Here is a 19250-nt window from a genome sequence, read left to right as displayed (position 1 = left end):
CTCAGCCCTGCCCTTCTTCGGCGTCCGCCCCACGGGCCACGAGCTTCGTCCAGGCGGTCACGACGTGCTCGCCGGCCTCATCGTGGACCTCGCCGCGGATGTCCACGATCTCGTTGCCCGCCATGGACTTCACAGCCTCGATGGTCGAGGTGACGGACAGCCGGTCTCCGGCGCGCACCGGCCGGGTGTACGCGAACTTCTGGTCACCGTGCACGACCCGGCTGTAGTCCAGGCCCAGCTGAGGGTCCTCGACGACCTGTCCGGCCGCCTTGAAGGTGATCGAGAAGACAAAGGTCGGCGGGGCGATCACATCCGGGTGACCGAGCGCCTTGGCGGCCTCCGGGTCGGTGTACGCCGGGTTGGCGTCCCCCACGGCCTCCGCGAACTCGCGGATCTTCTCCCGGCCCACCTCATAGGGCTCGGTGGGCGGGTAGCTCCGCCCCACGAAGGACTGGTCGAGCGCCATGGCCCGGTACCTCCTGCTGTCTGCTGCGGTTGACCTGCTGGTTCGCCTGACTGATGCGCCGGGCTAATACGCCGGGCTGATGCGTCTGGACCGGCCGGAACCGACCGGTAACCGGGCCAGAAACGACGCGAGGCCGCCCCCACTGTCGGGGGGCGGCCTCGCGTACGAGCCTGATTTATCGCGTTTCGCGGTGCGCGGTGTGCGCGTTGCAACGCGGGCAGTGCTTCTTCATCTCAAGACGGTCCGGGTTGTTACGCCGGTTCTTCTTGGTGATGTAGTTCCGCTCCTTGCACTCCACGCAGGCCAGCGTGATCTTCGGGCGGACGTCGGTGGCAGCCACGTGAGTGCTCCTTGACGAACGGATGGGATTGATTTAACGCAAGAAAGAGTAGCCGATCGAAGGACCGACCCCGCAATCGGCTACTGTCAGTAGCGGTGACCGGACTTGAACCGGTGACACAGCGATTATGAGCCGCTTGCTCTACCGACTGAGCTACACCGCTTTGATGTGATCCGTTCCCGCCTCGCGACGGGAACCTCTCACACCAGAGCCCCAATACGGAATCGAACCGTAGACCTTCTCCTTACCATGGAGACGCTCTACCGACTGAGCTATTGGGGCGAGCGATGAAGACATTACACGCTCAGCCGCCGTTCACCCAAATCCGTTTCGCGGCCCGGCTCTGCGGCCGATCGGCGGACCCGCGCGGACACCTCGCAGGCCACCGCGGTACCGCGGACACGCTCCCGTTCGGCGGACCACACCGGTACGACTATTGCGCTCCTGCGCTCCGCCGTCTCCTCGTCACCCTAGGCTCGACTCACTCTGCGTGATCTTGCCTCTGGAGTGCGATGCCCGACAGCCACCCCCAGCCGCCCCATTCGTCCTCCTCGTCGGGCTCGTCCGGACCGGCCGACCCGGGTGCCCTGCTGCTGTGCGGGGCGCGGCTCACCGACGGCCGGACCGTGGACGTACGGCTGGACGGCGGACGCATCGAGGCGGTCGGCACGGCCGGCAGCCTGGCGGGCGGCACACGCGCGTGCGGGACGCGCGTGGACCTCGGCGGCTATCTGCTCCTGCCGGCCCCGGCCGAACCGCACGCCCACGGCGACACCGCGCTCTCCGCCGACGAGGGCGGACCGGTCTCCTACGACCCCCATGACGTGCAGCGACGGGCCACCGAGGCCGCCCTGCTCCAGCTCGGGCACGGGGCGACCGTGCTGCGGGCACATGTGCGCGTGGACGAGATCCAGGAACTGAACGCGCTTGCCGCCGTACTCCAGGCACGGCGTTCGCTGCGCGGACTCACCGAGCTGACGACCGTGGCGATGCCCCGGCTGCTGACCGGCGTCGCCGGCGCCGACGGGCTCGCGATGCTGCGGGACGCCGTGAAGATGGGCGCGTCGGTGGTCGGCGGCTGTCCCGACCTGGACCCGGATCCGATGGGCTATGTGGAGGCCGTCCTGGAGATCGCCTCCGAGCACGGCTGCCCCGTCGACCTGCACACCGACGCCACCGACCCGGCGCGGCTGTCCCGCGTCGCCGCGATGGCCGGCGGTCTGCGCCCCGGTGTGACGCTCGGCCCGTGCGGCGGCCTGGGGCGACTGCCGGCCCAGGTGGCCTCCCGCGCCGCGGACCAGCTCGCCGCGGCAGGTGTGACGGTCGTGTGCCTGCCGCAGGGCGGCTGCGGGGGCGTGGAGCGACGGGCGACGGCGCCCGTACGACTGCTGCGCTCCGCCGGCGTGCGCGTCGCCGCCGGGAGCGGTGCCCTGCGGGACGTGTCGAACCCGGTCGGCCGCGGGGACCCGCTGGAGGCCGCTTACCTGCTGGCCTCCCGCCACGGACTGCGCCCCGAGGACGCTTACGAGTGTGTCAGCGCCTCGGCGCGGGCGGCGCTGGGTCTGCCCGAGGTGCGGGTGGAGGCGGGCTTCCCGGCCGAACTGCTGGCGGTCCGCGGGGACCGGCTGTCGGGCGCGCTGTCGCTGGCGTACAGCCGCATCGTGGTGCACCGCGGGCGGGTGGTGGCGCGGACGAGCGCGGTGCGGGAGTACTGCAACTCGGCGGTGGCCGCGGAGTTGGGGCTGCCGCGGCAGGGCCGGGGGGAGCTGTCGTGAGGCGGTGCGGGCGGGACTTGGCGTTGGGCGGTGCGGGCGGGCTTGGCGTGAGGCGATGCGGGCGAGCTTGGCGTGAGGCCGTGCGGGCCGGACTTGGCGTAAGGCGATGCAGGCCGGACTTGAGAGGCGCACGGACGGGTGCGCGACCGCGCGCATGCGCCGATGATCCGCGCCCCTGACGCCCGTATGGGAGGCGCACGCTCCCAAGGCACTGGGGCGTGGCTGAAGTCGTGCGGCGGATGCGGCTGTCCGGGCGTACGGTCGGAATCATGCGCATTGTCATCGCTGGTGGTCATGGTCAGATCGCGCTGCGGCTGGAGAAGCTGCTCGCCGCGCGCGGAGACGAGGTCGCGGGAATCATCCGCAAGGCCGAACAGAGCGCCGATCTGCGGGAGGCCGGTGCCGAACCCGTCGTGCTGGACCTGGAGTCGGCCTCGGTCGAGGAGGTGACCTCCCATCTCCAGGGCGCGGACGCGGCGGTCTTCGCGGCCGGCGCGGGCCCGGGCAGCGGAACGGACCGCAAGGACACGGTGGACAAGGGCGCGGCCGTCCTGTTCGCGGACGCGGCGGTCCGGGCGGGCGTACGGCGCTTCCTGGTCGTGTCGTCGATGGGCGCGGACCCGCAGCACAAGGGCGACGAGATCTTCGACGTTTATCTGCGCGCCAAAGGCGCCGCCGACGAGTACGTCCGCGGCCTGGACGGACTGGACTGGACGATCCTGCGCCCCGGAATGCTGACGAACGACGCCGGGAACGGCCAGGTGCGCCTTGAGGCCCACACCGGTCGCGGCCCGATCCCGCGCGACGACGTGGCCGCCGTACTCGCGGAGTTGCTCGACACCCCGGCCACGCACGGCCTGACACTCGAACTCATCAGCGGCTCGGCCCCGGTGTCGGTGGCGGTGAAGTCGGTGGCGGGGAACTGAGGATGGACGCCGCCGGGGCCCGAGGCGGCTCCGGCGGCATCTGAAACAGGGTCCGGCGGCTGGGCCGTGAGGCTAAGCGGAACGGCCTGCTTGGCTGCTGGGCTACTCGGCTGGTGGGCTACTGGGCTGCTCGGCGCGGGAGTTCACGGCCGGGCGAACCCGGGGTTCAGAAGAGCGGAAGCTGGCCGGGGAAGTCGGGCACGGCGTACCCGTCCAACGCGGGCTGCGCCGCACCGAGTTCCGCCTGTCGCCGTGATCCGGGGCACGACACGAGCTCGCCGTGCTCCCGCGCGCCCGGCGGGTCGTGCCGTGCGAACCGGCCGGCGACGACGGCGATGTCCCGCCGGCACTCGGGGCAACTTCTGCGACGCGTGCTCATGGGATCAGTGTGCCCCGGGCGCATCCCGGGAACGCGAAAACCCCTCCGCTCTACGCTTCCGTAGATCGGAGGGGTTTCCCCAGTGTGGCGGCGCCAGGATTCGAACCTGGGAAGGCTGAGCCGGCAGATTTACAGTCTGCTCCCTTTGGCCGCTCGGGCACACCGCCGGGGTTTGCTGCCGCTCGAGCCGCTCTGTCGGCGGTTCTCCCTGGCAACGACGTAAACAATACCCGATGCGGAGGGGTGCTTCGCCACCCGATTGATCGCCTCCCGGGGGACGTGGGGTGGCTAGGCTTGTCCGGATGCGGTCCGGGGCCTGCCCCGGGCTCGGCGGCCACCCCCACGCCCGCCGAATCGCACCCCACACGCACCCCGATACAAGGAGCCACAGGACATGGCCGACTCCAGTTTCGACATCGTCTCGAAGGTCGAGCGGCAGGAGGTCGACAACGCCCTCAACCAGGCCGCCAAGGAGATCTCCCAGCGCTACGACTTCAAGGGCGTGGGTGCCTCGATCTCGTGGTCCGGGGAGAAGATCCTGATGGAGGCGAACTCCGAGGACCGGGTGAACGCCGTCCTCGACGTCTTCCAGTCCAAGCTGATCAAGCGAGGCATCTCCCTGAAGGCCCTGGACGCGGGCGAGCCCCAGCTCTCGGGCAAGGAGTACAAGATCTTCGCGTCGATCGAGGAGGGCATCTCCCAGGAGAACGCGAAGAAGGTGGCGAAGATCATCCGTGACGAGGGCCCCAAGGGCGTGAAGGCCCAGGTCCAGGGCGACGAACTGCGCGTCAGCTCCAAGAGCCGGGACGACCTCCAGGCCATCATCGCCCTGCTGAAGGGCAAGGACTTCGACTTCGCGCTCCAGTTCGTGAACTACCGGTAAGCGACCCCCAGGGTTACGAGAAAGGGTGGGCACTCCGCTGTGGGTGCCCACCCTTTCTCGCCTGCTGGCTGCGGTGCGGAGGTGTCGCTCTGCGGCTGACCCCGGTCAGCTGCGGGAATGGCCGAACAGGATGCGGTAGGCGATCAGGAGCACGAGGGAACCGCCGATCGCCGAGGCCCATGTCGCGCCGTCGTAGAAGTCCTTGGTGATCGGGTGGTCCAGCCAGCGGGACGAGATCCAGCCGCCGATGAACGCGCCCGCGACGCCGATGAGCGTCGTGCCGATGAAGCCGCCCGGGTCGCGGCCCGGCAGCAGGAACTTGGCGATGGCCCCGGCCAACAGCCCCAGAATGATCCAGCTGATGATCGTCATGCCTTGAACCTGCCCCTCCGCGCTGTGCCTGCACTTTTCCGGCACTGTGATCTCGGGCGCGCTTGTTCGTGCTCTGTTGATGAGCAGGACGTCACGGGAGCACCCCTCGGTTGCAGCGATCAGTAGGGTTCCGGCCATGACACAGTCCGGCTCCGCCTCCCCCGAGCTGCGGCGCACCCTGGGCGTCGGGGACGCCGTGATGATCGGGCTCGGCTCGATGATCGGGGCAGGGATCTTCGCCGCGCTGGCGCCCGCAGCACGCGCGGCCGGTACCGGACTGCTGCTCGGACTGGCGGTCGCGGCCGTGGTCGCCTACTGCAACGCCACGTCGTCGGCGCGGCTGGCCGCCCTGTATCCCGCCTCGGGCGGAACGTACGTGTACGGGCGGGAGCGGCTCGGGCCGTTCTGGGGGTATCTCGCGGGCTGGTCGTTCGTGGTCGGCAAGACGGCCTCCTGTGCGGCGATGGCACTCACCGTGGGCGCCTACGTCTGGCCGGAGCAGGCGCACGCGGCGGCGGTCGCGGCCGTGGTGGCGCTGACCGCGGTGAACTACGGCGGCGTCCAGAAGTCCGCCTGGCTGACCAGGGCGATCGTGGCGGTGGTCCTCGCTGTCCTCGCCTGTGTGGTGGTCGTGTGTCTGGGGTCCGGGCAGTCCGATGCCGGGCGCCTGGACATCGGGACCTCGGAGGGCGTCGGCGGGGTGCTTCAGGCAGCGGGACTGCTGTTCTTCGCCTTCGCCGGGTACGCGCGGATCGCGACCCTGGGCGAGGAGGTACGGGACCCCGCGCGGACCATCCCCCGGGCGATTCCGCTGGCCCTGGGCATCGCGCTGGTGGTGTACGCGTGTGTGTCGGTGGCTGTCCTCTCTGTGCTGGGGTCGGAGGGCCTCGGACAGGCGAGCGCGCCGCTGGCCGACGCGGTTCGGGCGGCCGGGGTGCCGGGGCTTGCGCCGGTGGTACGGGTGGGTGCCGCCGTCGCCGCGCTCGGCTCGCTGCTCGCCCTGATCCTGGGCGTCTCACGGACGACGCTGGCGATGGCCCGTGACCGGCATCTGCCGGGCGTCCTGGCGGTCGTGCATCCGCGGTTCCAGGTCCCCCACCGGGCCGAACTGGCCGTGGGCGCGGTGGTTGCGGTCCTGGCCGCCACGGTGGACGTGCGGGGCGCGATCGGGTTCTCCTCCTTCGGAGTGCTGGCGTACTACGCGGTGGCCAACGCGTCGGCCTGGACTCTCGGCTCCGCGCCGGCCGCACACGTCGTCCCCGCGGTGGGGCTCCTCGGCTGTGTGGTGCTGGCCTTCTCCCTTCCGGGGGTCTCCGTGGCCGTCGGTGCAGGGGTGCTGGCCGTGGGCGTGGCCGCGTATGGCGTACGGCGGTGGGTGGCGGGTCGGGCGGGGGCGCGGGGGCGCTAGCCGGCGGCATGGCGATGCGGTCGCGCCGAGAGCGAGTCGCGGGGCGTGGCGGTCAGGGCGTGGGTGTCGCCGCCGTGCGTATGCGGGCGCGCGCGGGCGCTGGCCGACGGCCGACGGGGCGTCGCGGCGAAAGGATGGCCGGGAGCGCACCGAGTTGCAGGTGGGAGCAAATCGCGGAGCGGGGCCGGTCAGGGCTCCGGTGTCGCCGTCGTGCGTATGCGGAAGTCGGCCCAAGGGGTCATCTCAAGCTCCTCGTTCATCTCCTCGTACCAGCCCGTGCCGTCGATCCAGGCGCGCAGCCAGTGGGCGAGGCTCGGGGCGTCCACGTACCAGGCGTGGTCCGCGTCGTCGGCATTCGGTTCGAAGAGCAGGACGGTGGGCTCGGGGCCGCGGCAGTCGACGCAGGCGTACATCGCGCAGCCCCAGTGGGATATCGGCAGGACGCCCTCGGGCCAGGGCCAGTCCGGGTCCTTGCGGGCGTGCTCGCGGTTGGCGAGGTACTGCGTGACGGCGGCGGGCTCGCCGGCCGGAGGGCTGTCGAGCAGGGGCAACAGGCCGTACTCCGGGCCGAATCCGCCGTCTCCTATCCGAAGGTAGAGGTCGGCGAGCAGCGGCGGCAGGCGGAAGCCGAGGGCGGCCTCGGCACGGGCCATGGTGGCCGCGTCCACGGGCTCGGGCAGCGAAGTCCAGCCCCACGGTCGGGTGTTGCGGGCCTTGTCCGCCACCCTCGTCAGCAACTGCTCGTTCTCGGTCATGCGTTCATGATGCAAGCCGCCACTGACATCGGAGCCGGCCTGTGGACAACCGACGGGTTGTGGAAAACCCTCGGCTGTCACGTACGTCCGGCGCGGCTCCTCGCCCGTCGTCGCGGTCGTCCCGCCCGGTCGTCCCGCTCGGGCTGCACGGTCGTCGCGCTCGGCCTGCACGGCCCCGTCGACTGGCTCGGCCGCTCGTCCTACCAACCCGAAGCGAACGGCCTGTCGGTCGGGACGATTTCGCGGCCCAGCGGGAACAGCGACACCGGGATCAGCTTGAAGTTGGCGATGCCGAACGGGATGCCGATGATCGTGACGCACAGCAGCAGGCCGGTGACGATGTGGCCCAGGGCGAGCCACCAGCCCGCAAGGACCAGCCACAGGACGTTGCCGACGCAGGAGGGGGCTCCGGCGTCGTGACGCTCGATCGTCGTGTACCCGAAGGGCCACAGGGCGTAGACGCCGATGCGGAAGGCGGCGATGCCGAAGGGGATGCCGATGATGGTGATGCACAGCAGCAGGCCGGCGGCCAGGTAGCCGAGGAACAGCCAGAAGCCGCTCAGGACGAGCCAGATGACGTTCAGGATGGTATTCACCGAGGACCAGCCATCCTCTCGAGACGGGCGATACGGTCCGCCATGGGCGGGTGGGTGGAGAACATCTTGGAGAACCCCTGACCTGGGCGGAACGGGTTGGCGATCATCATGTGACTGGCGGTCTCGATACGCGGCTCGGGCGGCAGCGGAAGCTGCTTCGTGCCGGCGTCGAGCTTGCGCAGCGCGCTGGCGAGGGCGAGGGGGTCGCCGGTGAGCTGGGCGCCGGACGCGTCGGCCTCGTACTCCCGGGAGCGGCTGATCGCCAGCTGGATGAGCGAGGCGGCGAGCGGCCCGAGGATCATGATCAGCAGCAGGCCGAGGATGCCGGGGCCGTCGTCGTCATCGGAGCGGCCGATCGGGATCAGCCACGCGAAATTGACCAGGAACATGATCACCGACGCGAGTGCCCCGGCGACCGATGAGATCAGGATGTCGCGGTTGTAGACGTGGCTCAACTCGTGGCCGATGACACCGCGCAGTTCCCGCTCGTCGAGGATGCGCAGGATTCCCTCGGTGCAGCACACGGCGGCGTTGCGCGGGTTGCGGCCCGTCGCGAACGCGTTCGGGGCCTCCGTCGGTGAGATGTACAGGCGCGGCATCGGCTGGCGGGCCTGGGTGGAGAGGTCGCGGACCATGCGGTACAGCCCGGGAGCCTCGAACTCGCTGACCGGGCGGGCGCGCATCGCGCGTAGCGCCAGTTTGTCGCTGTTCCAGTACGCGTAGGCGTTCGTGCCCAGCGCGATGACCACCGCGATGACGAGCCCCATGCGGCCGAAGAAGCTGCCGATGACGATGATGATTGCGGACAGTCCCCCGAGGAGGACTGCGGTCCTGAGCCCGTTGTGCCGGCGGTGCACGGTACGCCCTCCAAGTGGTGCGGCAGGGGAACCCTTTGCTGGTCGATCTCCGATGCCACTGGTGCCGTGATGTCACGTCCAGTGGACCCTTCTGTACTGGTCAACGCCAGGCGAAGGCCCCGGGTTCCCTTGCCCGTGCGGCGGCGGGCGTGGGCCGGACGGGTGAACGCGCCCGCGCGCGTGGAGGGCGGGTTGTTCCACGCGCGCGTACGGAACGCTCCCCGGGGCTCCGCCCCAGGGTTCAGAAGAGCCCGGTGTCGGTGAACCGCAGGATCAGCTGGGGCGCTCCGGAAAGGGCGATGCCGACGACCCCGGTGAGCGCCATCGCGGCCGTGACCGGCGCGGGGGCGAGGTACCGGACGGGCTCGCCCTCGGGGGCGCGGAACAGCAGTGCCGTCCACTGGAGGTAGTAGAACAGCGCGATGACGACGTTGAAGGCCATGACCACGGCGAGCCAGCCGAGCCCCGCGTCGACGGCGGCCGAGAAGACGGTGACCTTGGCGAAGAGGCCGATGATGCCCGGCGGCAGTCCGGCGAGGCACAGCAGGAAGAACGCCAGGATCAGGGCGGAGATCGGGTTGCGCGCGTACAGGCCGCGGTAGTCGCTGATGCGGTTGAGGGTCTTCGTGCGGCCGACGAGTGCGGCCACCGCGAAGGCGCCGAGGTTCACGGCGGCGTACATGAGGGCGTAGGCGACGGTGGAGCCGATGGAGCGCTCTGCGTCGTCGGAGTACGCGGCGGCGGCGATCGGCACCAGGAGGTAGCCGGCCTGTCCGACGGAGGACCAGGCGAGCAGGCGTACCGCGCTGTACGCGCGCGTGGCCTGCTGTCGCAGGGCGCCGACGTTGCCGACGGTCATGGTGAGCGCGGCGAGCGCCGCGAGGGCTGGGCCCCATACGTCGGCGTACGACGGCAGGGCGATGACGGTGATGAGGATCAGGCCGGTGAAGCCGACCGCCTTGCCGACGACCGACAGGTAGGCGGCGATCGGCAGCGGCGCCCCTACGTAGGTGTCCGGCACCCAGAAGTGGAAGGGCACGGCCGCCGTCTTGAAGGCGAAGCCGACCAGGGTGAGGACGACTCCGGTCTGCGTGAGGGTCTCCAGTTGGCCGTCGACGTTCTGGACGCGGTCGGCGATCTGCGTCAGGTAGAGGGTGCCCGTGGAGGCGTACACGAAGCTGATGCCCATGAGGCTGACCGCGGTCGCGGTGACCGAGGACAGGAAGAACTTCAGTGCCGCTTCGGAGGACTTGCGGTCGCCGTGGCGCAGGCCGACAAGGGCGAAGGCGGGCAGTGAGGCGACTTCCAGGGCGACGATGAGGGTCGCGAGGTCCCGGGAGGCGGGCAGCAGGGCGGCTCCGGCGGCGGAGGAGAGCAGCAGGAACCAGAACTCCCCTTCGGGGAGGCCCTTGTTGGCGTCCTTCAGTGCCGTGACCGACAGCAGGGCCGCGAGAAGAGCGCCGCCGAGGACCAGGAACTGGATGACGACGGTGAAGCGGTCGGCGGTGTAGCTGCACAGTTCGGCGTCGCCGGCCAGGCAGAAGGTGGAGCGGTCGCCCTCCAGGAGGGGCAGCAGCAGAAGCGCGGAGGCGGCGAGGCCCGCCACGGACGTCCAGCCGAGCAGCGCCTTCTTGTTCTCCGCCATGAACAGGTCGGCGACGAGCACCACGAGTGCGACGACCGCCGCGAGGGTGGGCGGCGCGATCGCGAGCCAGTCGACGGACTGGACGAGGTTCGCGGCCAGTGGCTGGGCCAGGGAGCTCATCGGGTGCCTCCTGAGAGGAGCTGCTGCACGGCCGGGTCGGTCAGGCCGAGAAGGGTCTTCGGCCACAGTCCGGCGACGACGGTGAGGGCGACGAGCGGGGTCCAGGCCGCGAACTCGTAGCTCTGGACGTCGGCGAGCTTCGGGGCGTCCTGCGGCGCGGCGCCCATGCAGACGCGGCGGACCACGACGAGCAGGTACGCGGCGGTGAGCAGGGTGCCGAAGGCGCCGATCGCCATGAAGGTGAGGAAGGCCGGGCGGCTGAGTTCGGGGGCGGGCTCGAACGCGCCGAACAGCGCGAGCATCTCGCCCCAGAACCCGGCGAGTCCGGGCAGCCCGAGCGAGGCGACCGCGGCGAAGGCGAGCAGGCCGCCGAGGCGCGGGGCCTTGCCGTACAGCGCGGCGCCGGTCTGCTCGGCAAGGGCGTCGAGGTCGGTGGTGCCCGTACGGTCCTTGAGGGCTCCGACCAGGAAGAACAGCAGGCCGGTGATGAGGCCGTGGGCGATGTTGGCGAACAGGGCGCCGTTCACGCCGGTCGGGGTCATCGTGGCGATGCCGAGCAGGACGAAGCCCATGTGGCCGACGGAGGAGTAGGCGATGAGGCGCTTCAGATCGCCCTTCGCGCCCTGCTTGGCGAGGGCGAGGCAGGCCAGCGATCCGTAGATGATCCCGACGACCGCGAAGGCGGCGAGATAGGGCGCGAAGTCGGCGAAGCCGTCCGGGGTGATCGGCAGCAGAATGCGGACGAACCCGTACGTACCCATCTTCAGCAGTACGCCGGCCAGCAGGACCGAGCCGACGGTCGGGGCGGCGGTGTGGGCGTCGGGCAGCCAGCTGTGCAGCGGCCACATCGGGGTCTTGACGGCGAGCCCGATCCCGATCGACAGAACGGCGATGACCTGCACGGATGTGGTCAGCGACCGGCCGTTGTCAGTGGCGAGTGCCACCATGTCGAATGTGCCCGCCTTGATTCCGATCAGGAGCAGGCCGAGCAGCATGACCACGGAGCCGAGCAGCGTGTAGAGGATGAACTTCCAGGCGGCCGCGGTCCTGCCCTCGCCGCCCCAGCGGGCGATGAGGAAGTACATCGGGACGAGGACCATCTCGAAGGCGAGGAAGAACAGGAGCAGGTCGAGGACGGCGAAGGTGGCGAGGGTGCCGGACTCCAGGACGAGCACGAGTGCGACGAATGCCTTCGGGGTCGGGCCCGCGGGCATCTTGAAGTAGGAGTAGAGCGCGCAGAGGAAGGTCAGCAGCGCGGTCAGGACCACGAGGGGGAGGGAAATGCCGTCGACGCCGAGGTGGATACGTACGTCGAGTGCGGGGATCCAGCCGATGTCCGTGCTGGCCTGCATCTTCGACGGCTGGTCGTGGTCGAAGCCGAGCGCCAGGACGATCGCCGCGATGAGGACCGCGCCGGTGACGGTGACCCCGTGCCGGAGCACGGCCTGCTCGGGCGACTTCCCCTTCAGCCCGGGCGGGGCGGGCAGGAGAGCGGCGGCCGCGCCCAGAAGCGGGCCGACGACGACGAACGCCAGAAGGAACTGCATCACGGACTCGTTGATATCGATCACGCCTGCTCACGCTCCCGTGGCGACGAGGACGGCGGCGACCGCGAGGACGACGGTGCCGGCGAGCAGCGCGCTCACATAGGTCTGCACATTGCCGGTCTGGGCGCGCCGTACGGCGATGCCGAGCCAGCGGGGTAGGGCGCCCGCGCCGCGTACGTAGGTGTCGACGACCTCGCGGTCCAGGAACCTGACGAGACTCGCGCCGGCCTGGACCGGGCGGACGAACAGCGCCTGGTAGACGACGTCGAGGTGGAAGCCGACGGCCGCGTGCCGGTGCAGGGGGCCGAGCAGCAGCCGCCCGGGGTCCGCCGGGTCCGGTGCGTAGGCCACTCCCCCGTACACGGGCGCGTGGCTGGCGATGGCCTCGGCCTCGACGAGTCCGGCGTCGCCCTCCGGGTGGGCGGCGACCGCGCCCAGCGGGAAGCGGGCCGCGACCGAGGTGGTGTGCCGCCAGGCCGCGTACGTGACGATGCCGCCGACGAGAGCCACACCCGTGCCGAGGACGGAGGTGGTGAGGGTCGGGGTGAGGTCGCGGCCGTCGAACCAGTCGGGCAGCACGCGGTAGGCGAACGCGCCGACGGCGAGGGACGGCACGGCGAGCACCCACAGCACGACGGTCATCGTCAGCGGCTGCCTGCCGTGGTCGGGGGCCTCGGCACCGCGGCCGTTGAACGCCAGCAGCCACAGGCGCATCGCGTACGCGGCGGTGAGCAGGGCCGTGACCAGGCCGGAGACGAGGACGAGCCAGCCCGTGGCGGCGGGCGCGTGCTCGGTGTGGCCGGTGACGACGTGCTCGGCGGCGCCGAGGACGGACTCCTTGGAGAAGAAGCCGCTGAACGGCGGGATCGCGGCGAGCGCGAGGAGCGCCACGGTCATCGTCCAGAAGGCGTCCGGGACGCGGTCGCGCAGGTGGCTCATGCGGGACATGGCGGCCAGCGAGTTGGTGCCGGAGGCGTGGATGATCACGCCGGCGGCGAGGAACAGCAGCGCCTTGAAGGCGCCGTGCGACAGGAGGTGGAAGACGGCGGCACCGCGGTCGGCGACGGCCAGGGCGCCGGTCATGTAGCCGAGCTGACCGATCGTCGAGTAGGCGAGGACGCGCTTGATGTCGTCCTGGGCGAGCGCGGCGAGACCGGAGCCGATCATCGTGATCGCGGCCATCGCGGCGAGGACGATCATCGCGGCCTGGGAGGCCTCGAACACCGGGAGGAGACGGGCGACGAAGTAGACACCGGCGGCGACCATCGTCGCGGCGTGGATCAGCGCGGAGACGGGCGTCGGGCCCGCCATCGCGTCGGGGAGCCAGGTGTGCAGCGGGAACTGCGCCGACTTGCCGGCCACGCCCGCGAGCAGCAGCAGGGCGACCAGGGTCGGGTTGTCGAGTCCGCCGTCCGCGACGGTGTCGAGGATCGTGGTGATGCGGAAGGACCCGGCGTCGGTGGCCAGCGCGAACAGGCCGATGAGGAAGGGGACGTCGCCGAGCTTGGTCACCAGGAAGGCCTTGATGGAGGCGGCGCGAGCCTCCGGGGTCTCCCAGTAGTGGCCGACCAGGAAGTACGAGCAGATGCCCATGATCTCCCAGCCGACCAGCAGCACCATCAGGTCGCCGGAGTAGACGACGAGCAGCATCGCGGAGGTGAACAGGGAGACGAGCGCGGCGTAGGAGGGATAGCGCGGGTCGTCGCGCAGGTAGCCGGTCGAGTAGATCTGCACGCAGGTGGCGACGACGCCGACGAGCACGGCGACCAGGGCGGCGAAGCCGTCGATGTGCAGGGCGAGTTCGATCGGCACCGAGCCGGTGGGCGTGAGTTCGGTGGCGGAGTTGATCGCCTGGCCGCCGCCCTGGCGCACGGCGACGACGATGGCGAGCACGAGCGACGCGAGCGGCGGCAGGACGGCGAGGGGGCGGACGAAGCCGGGGGCCGTGCGGCCGAGGAGCAGGCCGGCCGCGGCGCCGAGGAAGGGAAGGAGGGGGACGAGTACGGCGAGGGTGGTCGTGGTCACGCGGTGGCCTCAGCCTTCTCGGCCTGCCCGGCGGTGAGGGCGTCGTGGTCGGGGCCGTCGGGCTCGTGGCCTTCGGCGGTGTCGCGGAGCTTGTCGATGTCCGAGGTGCCGCGGTTGCGGTGGACGGCGAGCACGATCGCCAGGCCGATGCCGATCTCGGCGGCGGCGATGGTGATGGTGAACAGGGTCAGGGCCTGTCCGGAGTGCAGTGTCTCCTCGGCGGCTCGGCTGAGCCAGACGTCGAAGGCGACCAGGTTGAGGTTGACGGCGTTGAGCATCAGCTCGACCGACATCAGCACCAGGATCGCGTTGCGGCGGGCGAGGACGCCGTACAGGCCGGTGCAGAAGAGGAGGGCGGAGAGTACGGCGGGATAGGCGAGATGCATCAGCGCGGCTCCTTCTCGCTCGGGGCACCGGGCTCGGGGGCGGTCTCCTTCGCCTTGCGGGACAGGACGATCGCGCCGACCAGGGCGGCGAGGAGGAGGACGGAGAGGGCCTCGAAGGGGAGGACCCAGTTCTGGAAGAGGCTCTCGCCGGTGGTCCGGGTGGAGCCGGCGGCGGGGCCGTCGAGGTCGATCCAGGTCGTGCGGAAGGCGTCGACGACCACCCAGATCAGGGTGGCCGCGGCGACGACGGCCACGGTGAGGGCGGCCCAGCGGTTGCCGGAGTCGGCGTCCGGGGAGCGGCCGATGGGGGCCCTGGTGAGCATCAGACCGAACAGAAGGAGGACGACGACCGAGCCGACGTAGATGAGTACCTGCACCCAGGCGATGAACTCGGCGGTGAGCAGGAGGTACTCGACGGCGAGGCCGCCGAGGGCGACGACCAGCCACAGGGCGGCGTGCACCAGCTGCCGGGTGGTGACGGTGACCAGGGCGGCGCCGAAGGTGACCAGGCCGACGAGGAGGAAGGTGATCTCGACGCCGGTCGGCGAGAGGAAGCCGTGTGCTTCGGCGGCGGTGGTGGTCGAGGCGTGTGCCGTCGCGGCGGCTGCGGCAAGGCTCACGACTCTCCCTCCTGCGGCTGTGCCTGGGCGGCCGCCAGCTTCTCGGCGGTCTTGCGGGCGGCGGCGATCTCCTTGGGCTCCTCGGCCGCGGGGTCCAGGGCGGGCGGGGCCGGGACGGTCCACATCCACTCGCGGAGCTTGTCTCGCTCGTGGGTGAGTTCGCGGATGTCGGTCTCGGCGTACTCGAACTCCGGGGACCAGAACAGGGCGTCGAAAGGACAGACCTCGATGCAGATACCGCAGTACATGCACAGGGAGAAGTCGATGGCGAAGCGGTCCAGGACGTTGCGGCTGCGCTCGCGGCCACCCGGAGCAGCGGCCGGGACGGTCTCCTTGTGGGAGTCGATGTAGATGCACCAGTCCGGGCACTCTCGGGCGCACAGCATGCAGACCGTGCAGTTCTCCTCGAACAGGCCGATCACGCCGCGCGTGCGGGGCGGGAGGTCGGGCTGGGTGTCCGGGTACTGCGCGGTGACGGACTTCTTCGTCATCGTGCGCAGGGTGACGGCCAGGCCTTTGGCGAGCCCAGAGCCGGGAATGGGGGCCATGGTTACCGGATCACCACCTTGACGACGCCGGTGAGGGCGATCTGGGCGAGGGAGAGGGGGACCAGGAGGGTCCAGGAGAGCTTCTGGAGCTGGTCCTCGCGCAGTCGGGGGTAGGTGACGCGGAGCCAGATCACGATGAAGGCGAGGACGGCCGTCTTGAGCAGGGTCCAGACCCAGCCGAGCCCGTCGGCGCCCCAGGGGCCGTGCCAGCCGCCCAGGAAGAGGACGGTGGTCAGGCCGCACAGGACGACGATTCCGGCGTACTCGGCGAGGAGGAAGAGGGCGAAGCGCAGGCCGGTGTACTCGGTGTATGCGCCGAAGATGATCTCCGAGTCGGCGACCGGCATGTCGAAGGGCGGGCGCTGGAGTTCGGCGAGGCCGGCGACGAAGAAGACGATCGCGCCGACGATCTGCCAGGGCAGCCACCACCACTCGAAGGCGTCGAGGATGCCGGGGAGGGAGACGGTGCCGGCGGCCATCGCCACGGAGGCGGCGGTGAGCAGCATCGGGAGTTCGTAGGCGAGGAGCTGGGCCGCGGTGCGCAGGCCGCCGAGGAGGGAGAACTTGTTGGCGGAGGCCCAGCCGGCCATCAGCGAGCCGAGGACGCCGACGCCCATCACTGCGAGGACGAAGAAGATGCCCGCGTCGATGACCTCGCCGACCGCGCCCTCGCTCGGGCCGATGGGGATGGCGAGGAGGACGAGTAGATAAGGGAGCAGCGCCACGGCGGGCGCGAGCTGGAAGATACGGCGGTCCGCGCCGGCCGGGACGACGTCCTCCTTCTGCGCGAACTTCACGCCGTCGGCGACGAGCTGGGCCCAGCCGTGGAAGCCACCGGCGTACATCGGGCCGAGGCGGCCCTGCATGTGGGCCATCACCTTGTGCTCGGTCTGACCGATGATCAGCGGGAACGTGAGGAAGACGACGAACACGATCAGGAGTCGCAGGGTGACGTCGAGCGCGTCGTTCACTGCGGGCCTCCTGCGGAGTCGTTGCGGTCAGCGGAGTCCGTGCGGTCTGCGGAGTCCTTGCTGTCTGCCGGGTCCGATTGCGGATCAGGCTCGGACTCCGGCTGCGCTTGCGGATCAGGCTTGGACTGCGCTTGCGGCTCAGGCTCGGACGGGCGCTCGGGCTCCGGCTCGTCGAAGGCCGGCCGCGCGTGGTGCCACGGGGCGTCCGAGCTGCGGGGCGCCTTGGGGGTCGCCGCCTCGGAGGCGGCCGTATCGGGCGCCGAGTCAGCTGCTGCAGGGGCACCGGATTCGGCAGGTTCGGGCGCCGGCTGGTCGGGAGCGGTCGTCGTTTCAGGTGCCGCGGCCTCCGGCGTGGTCCTCTGGCTCGCCGACCCCTGCGAGGCGCTGCGCGAGCGGCGAGGGCCGGACGGGGCGGCGGTGCCCTCGGGCGCTCCGGCGGCCGATGCCGCCTGGCTCGCCGATCCCTCGGCCGCCGTACGAGCACGACGCGCGGGCGCAGGCGCAGACGCCGACGCGGCACCCTCCGCCGCCCCGGCCTCCGGCACCGCCTGGCTCGCCGATCCCTCGGCCGCCGTACGAGCACGACGCGCGGGCGCAGACGCCGGCGCGACACCCTCCGTCTGCGCGGCACCCTCCGCCGCCCCGGCCTCCGGCACGGCCCCGGCCTCCGGCACCGCCTGACTCGCCGAACCCTCGGCCGCCGTACGAGCACGACGCACCGGTCGTTCGCCCGCTGCCCGCGCCGGGCGCTCCCCGGGCGCGCGGGCCGGCCGCTCCCCCGCGGCGCGGGCGGCGCCTCGGGCCGGGCGGGCCGGGGCAGGGGGGAGTTGGCCCTTCAGGGGGCCCCATTCGTTCGGGTCGGGGACGCCCGGTGGGAGCATCTGGCGTCGCTTGGGGCCACCGTGTTCGGACTCGCCGGGTTCCTTGGCGCCGGGCCAGGCCTTGGCGACGCGGGCGGCGAGGACGAAGTCCTTGCGGAGGGGGTGGCCCTCGAAGTTCTCGGGGAGGAGCAGGTGGTCCAGGGCGGGGTGGTCGGTGAAGTCCACGCCGAACATCTCGTGCGTCTCGCGCTCGTGCCAGGCCGCGCCCGCGTACACGCCCACCGCCGTGGGCAGTGTCGGCGCCTCGTGCGGGACGGTCGTACGGACCAGCAGGCGCCGTACCGGGGACAGGGCCGCGACATGGGCGGCGACGCGGAACCCGGTGCCGGGTTCGTCGACGGCGCTCAGCCAGTCGAAATAGGTGCAGCCCAGCCGGTCGCGGGCCGCCTCCAGTGCGGCGAGCCAGGAGGCCGGGGGTACGTCGACCGTCAGGACCTCGTACGACTCCTCGGCCGTGGCCTCGGGGCCGAACAGGTCCTCGACAGGGGCGGGCAGCCAGCCGGTCGTCGTCATCGGGCGGCCTCCCCCGCGTCGGAGGCGCCGGTACCGGAGGCATCAGTACCGGAGGCACCCGCCCCGTCGGCACCCAGCGCCTGCGGCCCGCGCACCAACCCGCTCTGCAGCGCCGCCGCCGACGGTCGCGCCGAGCCGTGGCCGTAGCGCTCCCCCAGCGACTCGCGCGCGATCTTCTCCTGGAGCTTGAGGATCCCCTGGAGCAGCGCCTCGGGACGCGGCGGGCAGCCGGGGACGTAGACGTCGACGGGGATGATCTGGTCGACGCCCTTGGTGACGGAGTAGGAGTCCCAGTACGGGCCGCCGCAGTTCGAGCAGGCTCCGAAGGAGATGACGTACTTCGGCTCGGGCATCTGCTCGTACAGACGCTTGACGGCCGGGGCCATCTTGTCCGTCACCGTGCCGGAGACGACCATCAGGTCGGCCTGGCGCGGGCCCGGCGCGAACGGGATCACGCCGAGGCGGATGAAGTCGTGGCGGGCCATCGAAGCGGCGATGAACTCGATCGCGCAGCAGGCGAGGCCGAAGTTGAAGACCCAGAGGGAGTAGCGGCGTCCCCAGTTGAGGATCACCTTCATCGGCTCGGGTGCGAGGCGGGCCAGCGCGCCCAGCCGCTTCGGCTCCGGGAGCAGTACGGGCTCGGGCGAGTTCGTTTCCGCGCGCTCCGGCGAATTCACTTCTGGCGTCACGTCCATGCCAGGACGCCCTTCTTGTATGCGTAGAGCAGGCCCACGGCGAGGAAGCCGAGGAAGACGAACATCTCGACGAGGGTGGTCGCGCCGTAGCCCGGGTCGGCGAAGACCGTCGCCCAGGGGAACAGGAAGATCGAGTCGATGGCGAAGATCACGTACAGGAAGGCGTAGACGTAGTAGCGGACCTGGGTGTGTGCCCAGCCCTCGCCGACGGGGTCGACGCCGCACTCGTACGTCATGAGCTTCTCGGGTGTGGGGACCACGGGGCGCAGCAGGCGGCCGGCCCCGAACGCGACGGCGACGAACAGCACGCCGATGACGGCGAGCAGCCCGACCACCGAGTAGGACTGGAAGTAGTCCGCCGAGACGACGACGTTGTGCGCATCCGCCGCGACGACGACGGTCTGATCCGACACGTCCGCCCCTCGCTCCCTGACCTCGTGACCGATGCCCCAGGAACGGGCCCTGGGACCAGTGTCCTGCGATATGTGATCTCGTGAACACCACTGTTCGACGATCTGTACGCACGGGAGTCTAGGCCCTGC

21 protein-coding genes and 3 tRNA genes are annotated in these 19250 nt (G+C 71.0%); 4 read left to right on the top strand and 20 right to left on the bottom strand.

Going from position 1 to position 19250, the window contains the following annotated elements:
- Position 1 precedes the first annotated feature (1 nt).
- The 4 genes from PGH47_RS25210 to PGH47_RS25195 form a co-directional block, all read right to left on the bottom strand.
- Positions 2-466 carry a MaoC family dehydratase N-terminal domain-containing protein gene (locus PGH47_RS25210; protein WP_030953168.1) on the bottom strand — a complete coding sequence of 155 codons (465 nt, stop codon included), beginning with the start codon at positions 464-466 and terminating at the stop codon, positions 2-4.
- Between the two features lie 175 nt (positions 467-641).
- Positions 642-806, bottom strand: coding sequence for a 50S ribosomal protein L33 (rpmG, locus tag PGH47_RS25205; RefSeq protein ID WP_003948671.1), 165 nt, complete (start codon positions 804-806; stop codon positions 642-644).
- A gap of 90 nt (positions 807-896) precedes the next feature.
- Positions 897-969: transfer RNA gene (locus PGH47_RS25200), tRNA-Met, on the bottom strand.
- A gap of 46 nt (positions 970-1015) precedes the next feature.
- Positions 1016-1088, bottom strand: a tRNA-Thr gene (locus tag PGH47_RS25195).
- 230 nt (positions 1089-1318) lie between these two features.
- Between PGH47_RS25195 and PGH47_RS25190 the strand changes: the two genes are divergently transcribed.
- Together PGH47_RS25190 and PGH47_RS25185 are read left to right on the top strand one after the other, a co-directional pair.
- A complete protein-coding gene (locus tag PGH47_RS25190) occupies positions 1319-2581 on the top strand; it encodes an amidohydrolase family protein (RefSeq protein WP_271665333.1) in 1263 nt (420 codons plus the stop codon).
- 269 nt (positions 2582-2850) lie between these two features.
- Complete coding sequence (locus tag PGH47_RS25185; protein WP_271665332.1) at positions 2851-3507, top strand: SDR family oxidoreductase; 657 nt, start codon at positions 2851-2853, stop codon at positions 3505-3507.
- A 166-nt stretch (positions 3508-3673) separates the two neighbouring features.
- On the opposite strand, the gene PGH47_RS25180 is transcribed toward PGH47_RS25185, so the two are convergent.
- Positions 3674-3886 carry a hypothetical protein gene (locus PGH47_RS25180; protein WP_093748890.1) on the bottom strand — a complete coding sequence of 71 codons (213 nt, stop codon included), beginning with the start codon at positions 3884-3886 and terminating at the stop codon, positions 3674-3676.
- 85 nt (positions 3887-3971) lie between these two features.
- Positions 3972-4053 (bottom strand) — tRNA-Tyr (locus tag PGH47_RS25175).
- 227 nt (positions 4054-4280) lie between these two features.
- Here PGH47_RS25175 and PGH47_RS25170 point away from each other — a divergent pair.
- Positions 4281-4769, top strand: a complete 489-nt coding sequence (locus PGH47_RS25170) for a YajQ family cyclic di-GMP-binding protein (protein ID WP_030947621.1) — start codon at positions 4281-4283, stop codon at positions 4767-4769.
- A 105-nt stretch (positions 4770-4874) separates the two neighbouring features.
- On the opposite strand, the gene PGH47_RS25165 is transcribed toward PGH47_RS25170, so the two are convergent.
- On the bottom strand, positions 4875-5141 hold the full coding sequence (locus PGH47_RS25165; protein ID WP_030947618.1) for a GlsB/YeaQ/YmgE family stress response membrane protein: 267 nt from the start codon (positions 5139-5141) through the stop codon (positions 4875-4877).
- A 136-nt stretch (positions 5142-5277) separates the two neighbouring features.
- Between PGH47_RS25165 and PGH47_RS25160 the strand changes: the two genes are divergently transcribed.
- Positions 5278-6549: an APC family permease gene (locus PGH47_RS25160; protein WP_271665331.1), complete on the top strand. Its 1272-nt coding sequence runs from the start codon at positions 5278-5280 to the stop codon at positions 6547-6549.
- 188 nt (positions 6550-6737) lie between these two features.
- On the opposite strand, the gene PGH47_RS25155 is transcribed toward PGH47_RS25160, so the two are convergent.
- The 13 genes from PGH47_RS25155 to PGH47_RS25095 all read right to left on the bottom strand — a co-directional run bounded on the left by PGH47_RS25155 (position 6738) and on the right by PGH47_RS25095 (position 19121).
- A complete protein-coding gene (locus tag PGH47_RS25155) occupies positions 6738-7304 on the bottom strand; it encodes an SMI1/KNR4 family protein (protein ID WP_271665330.1) in 567 nt (188 codons plus the stop codon).
- A 200-nt stretch (positions 7305-7504) separates the two neighbouring features.
- Positions 7505-7900, bottom strand: a complete 396-nt coding sequence (locus tag PGH47_RS25150; RefSeq protein WP_271665329.1) for a YccF domain-containing protein — start codon at positions 7898-7900, stop codon at positions 7505-7507.
- Complete coding sequence (htpX, locus tag PGH47_RS25145; RefSeq protein WP_030947608.1) at positions 7897-8757, bottom strand: zinc metalloprotease HtpX; 861 nt, start codon at positions 8755-8757, stop codon at positions 7897-7899. Before htpX ends, PGH47_RS25150 begins: the two co-directional genes overlap by 4 nt.
- A gap of 241 nt (positions 8758-8998) precedes the next feature.
- Complete coding sequence (locus PGH47_RS25140; RefSeq protein ID WP_271665328.1) at positions 8999-10522, bottom strand: NADH-quinone oxidoreductase subunit N; 1524 nt, start codon at positions 10520-10522, stop codon at positions 8999-9001.
- Positions 10519-12093, bottom strand: a complete 1575-nt coding sequence (locus PGH47_RS25135) for a complex I subunit 4 family protein (protein WP_271665327.1) — start codon at positions 12091-12093, stop codon at positions 10519-10521. Before PGH47_RS25135 ends, PGH47_RS25140 begins: the two co-directional genes overlap by 4 nt.
- A gap of 6 nt (positions 12094-12099) precedes the next feature.
- The gene (locus tag PGH47_RS25130; protein ID WP_271665326.1) at positions 12100-14094 is read right to left on the bottom strand and encodes an NADH-quinone oxidoreductase subunit 5 family protein; all 1995 of its coding nucleotides are present in this window, start codon (positions 14092-14094) and stop codon (positions 12100-12102) included.
- Positions 14091-14480 (bottom strand): NADH-quinone oxidoreductase subunit NuoK, encoded by a 390-nt coding sequence (gene nuoK / locus PGH47_RS25125; RefSeq protein WP_030947598.1) that lies wholly within the window; start codon positions 14478-14480, stop codon positions 14091-14093. Before nuoK ends, PGH47_RS25130 begins: the two co-directional genes overlap by 4 nt.
- Entirely contained in the window at positions 14480-15100 is a 621-nt protein-coding gene (locus PGH47_RS25120; RefSeq protein ID WP_107904171.1) for an NADH-quinone oxidoreductase subunit J family protein, read from the bottom strand. Before PGH47_RS25120 ends, nuoK begins: the two co-directional genes overlap by 1 nt.
- On the bottom strand, positions 15097-15648 hold the full coding sequence (locus tag PGH47_RS25115; RefSeq protein WP_271665325.1) for a NuoI/complex I 23 kDa subunit family protein: 552 nt from the start codon (positions 15646-15648) through the stop codon (positions 15097-15099). The genes PGH47_RS25120 and PGH47_RS25115 overlap by 4 nt, the downstream gene beginning before the upstream one ends.
- A gap of 2 nt (positions 15649-15650) precedes the next feature.
- Complete coding sequence (locus tag PGH47_RS25110) at positions 15651-16619, bottom strand: complex I subunit 1/NuoH family protein (protein ID WP_125529980.1); 969 nt, start codon at positions 16617-16619, stop codon at positions 15651-15653.
- Positions 16616-18013, bottom strand: a complete 1398-nt coding sequence (locus PGH47_RS25105) for an NADH-quinone oxidoreductase subunit C (RefSeq protein WP_271665324.1) — start codon at positions 18011-18013, stop codon at positions 16616-16618. The genes PGH47_RS25110 and PGH47_RS25105 overlap by 4 nt, the downstream gene beginning before the upstream one ends.
- Positions 18010-18708 carry an NADH-quinone oxidoreductase subunit B gene (locus PGH47_RS25100; protein ID WP_271665323.1) on the bottom strand — a complete coding sequence of 233 codons (699 nt, stop codon included), beginning with the start codon at positions 18706-18708 and terminating at the stop codon, positions 18010-18012. The genes PGH47_RS25105 and PGH47_RS25100 overlap by 4 nt, the downstream gene beginning before the upstream one ends.
- On the bottom strand, positions 18699-19121 hold the full coding sequence (locus PGH47_RS25095; protein ID WP_107904177.1) for an NADH-quinone oxidoreductase subunit A: 423 nt from the start codon (positions 19119-19121) through the stop codon (positions 18699-18701). Before PGH47_RS25095 ends, PGH47_RS25100 begins: the two co-directional genes overlap by 10 nt.
- Positions 19122-19250 lie beyond the last annotated feature (129 nt).

Source organism: Streptomyces sp. HUAS 31, assembly GCF_028198125.1.
GTDB classification, from domain to species: Bacteria; Actinomycetota; Actinomycetes; order Streptomycetales; family Streptomycetaceae; genus Streptomyces; species Streptomyces chartreusis.
Note: the sequence above shows the minus strand (reverse complement) of the source record. Positions and strands in the feature narration are given on the sequence as shown.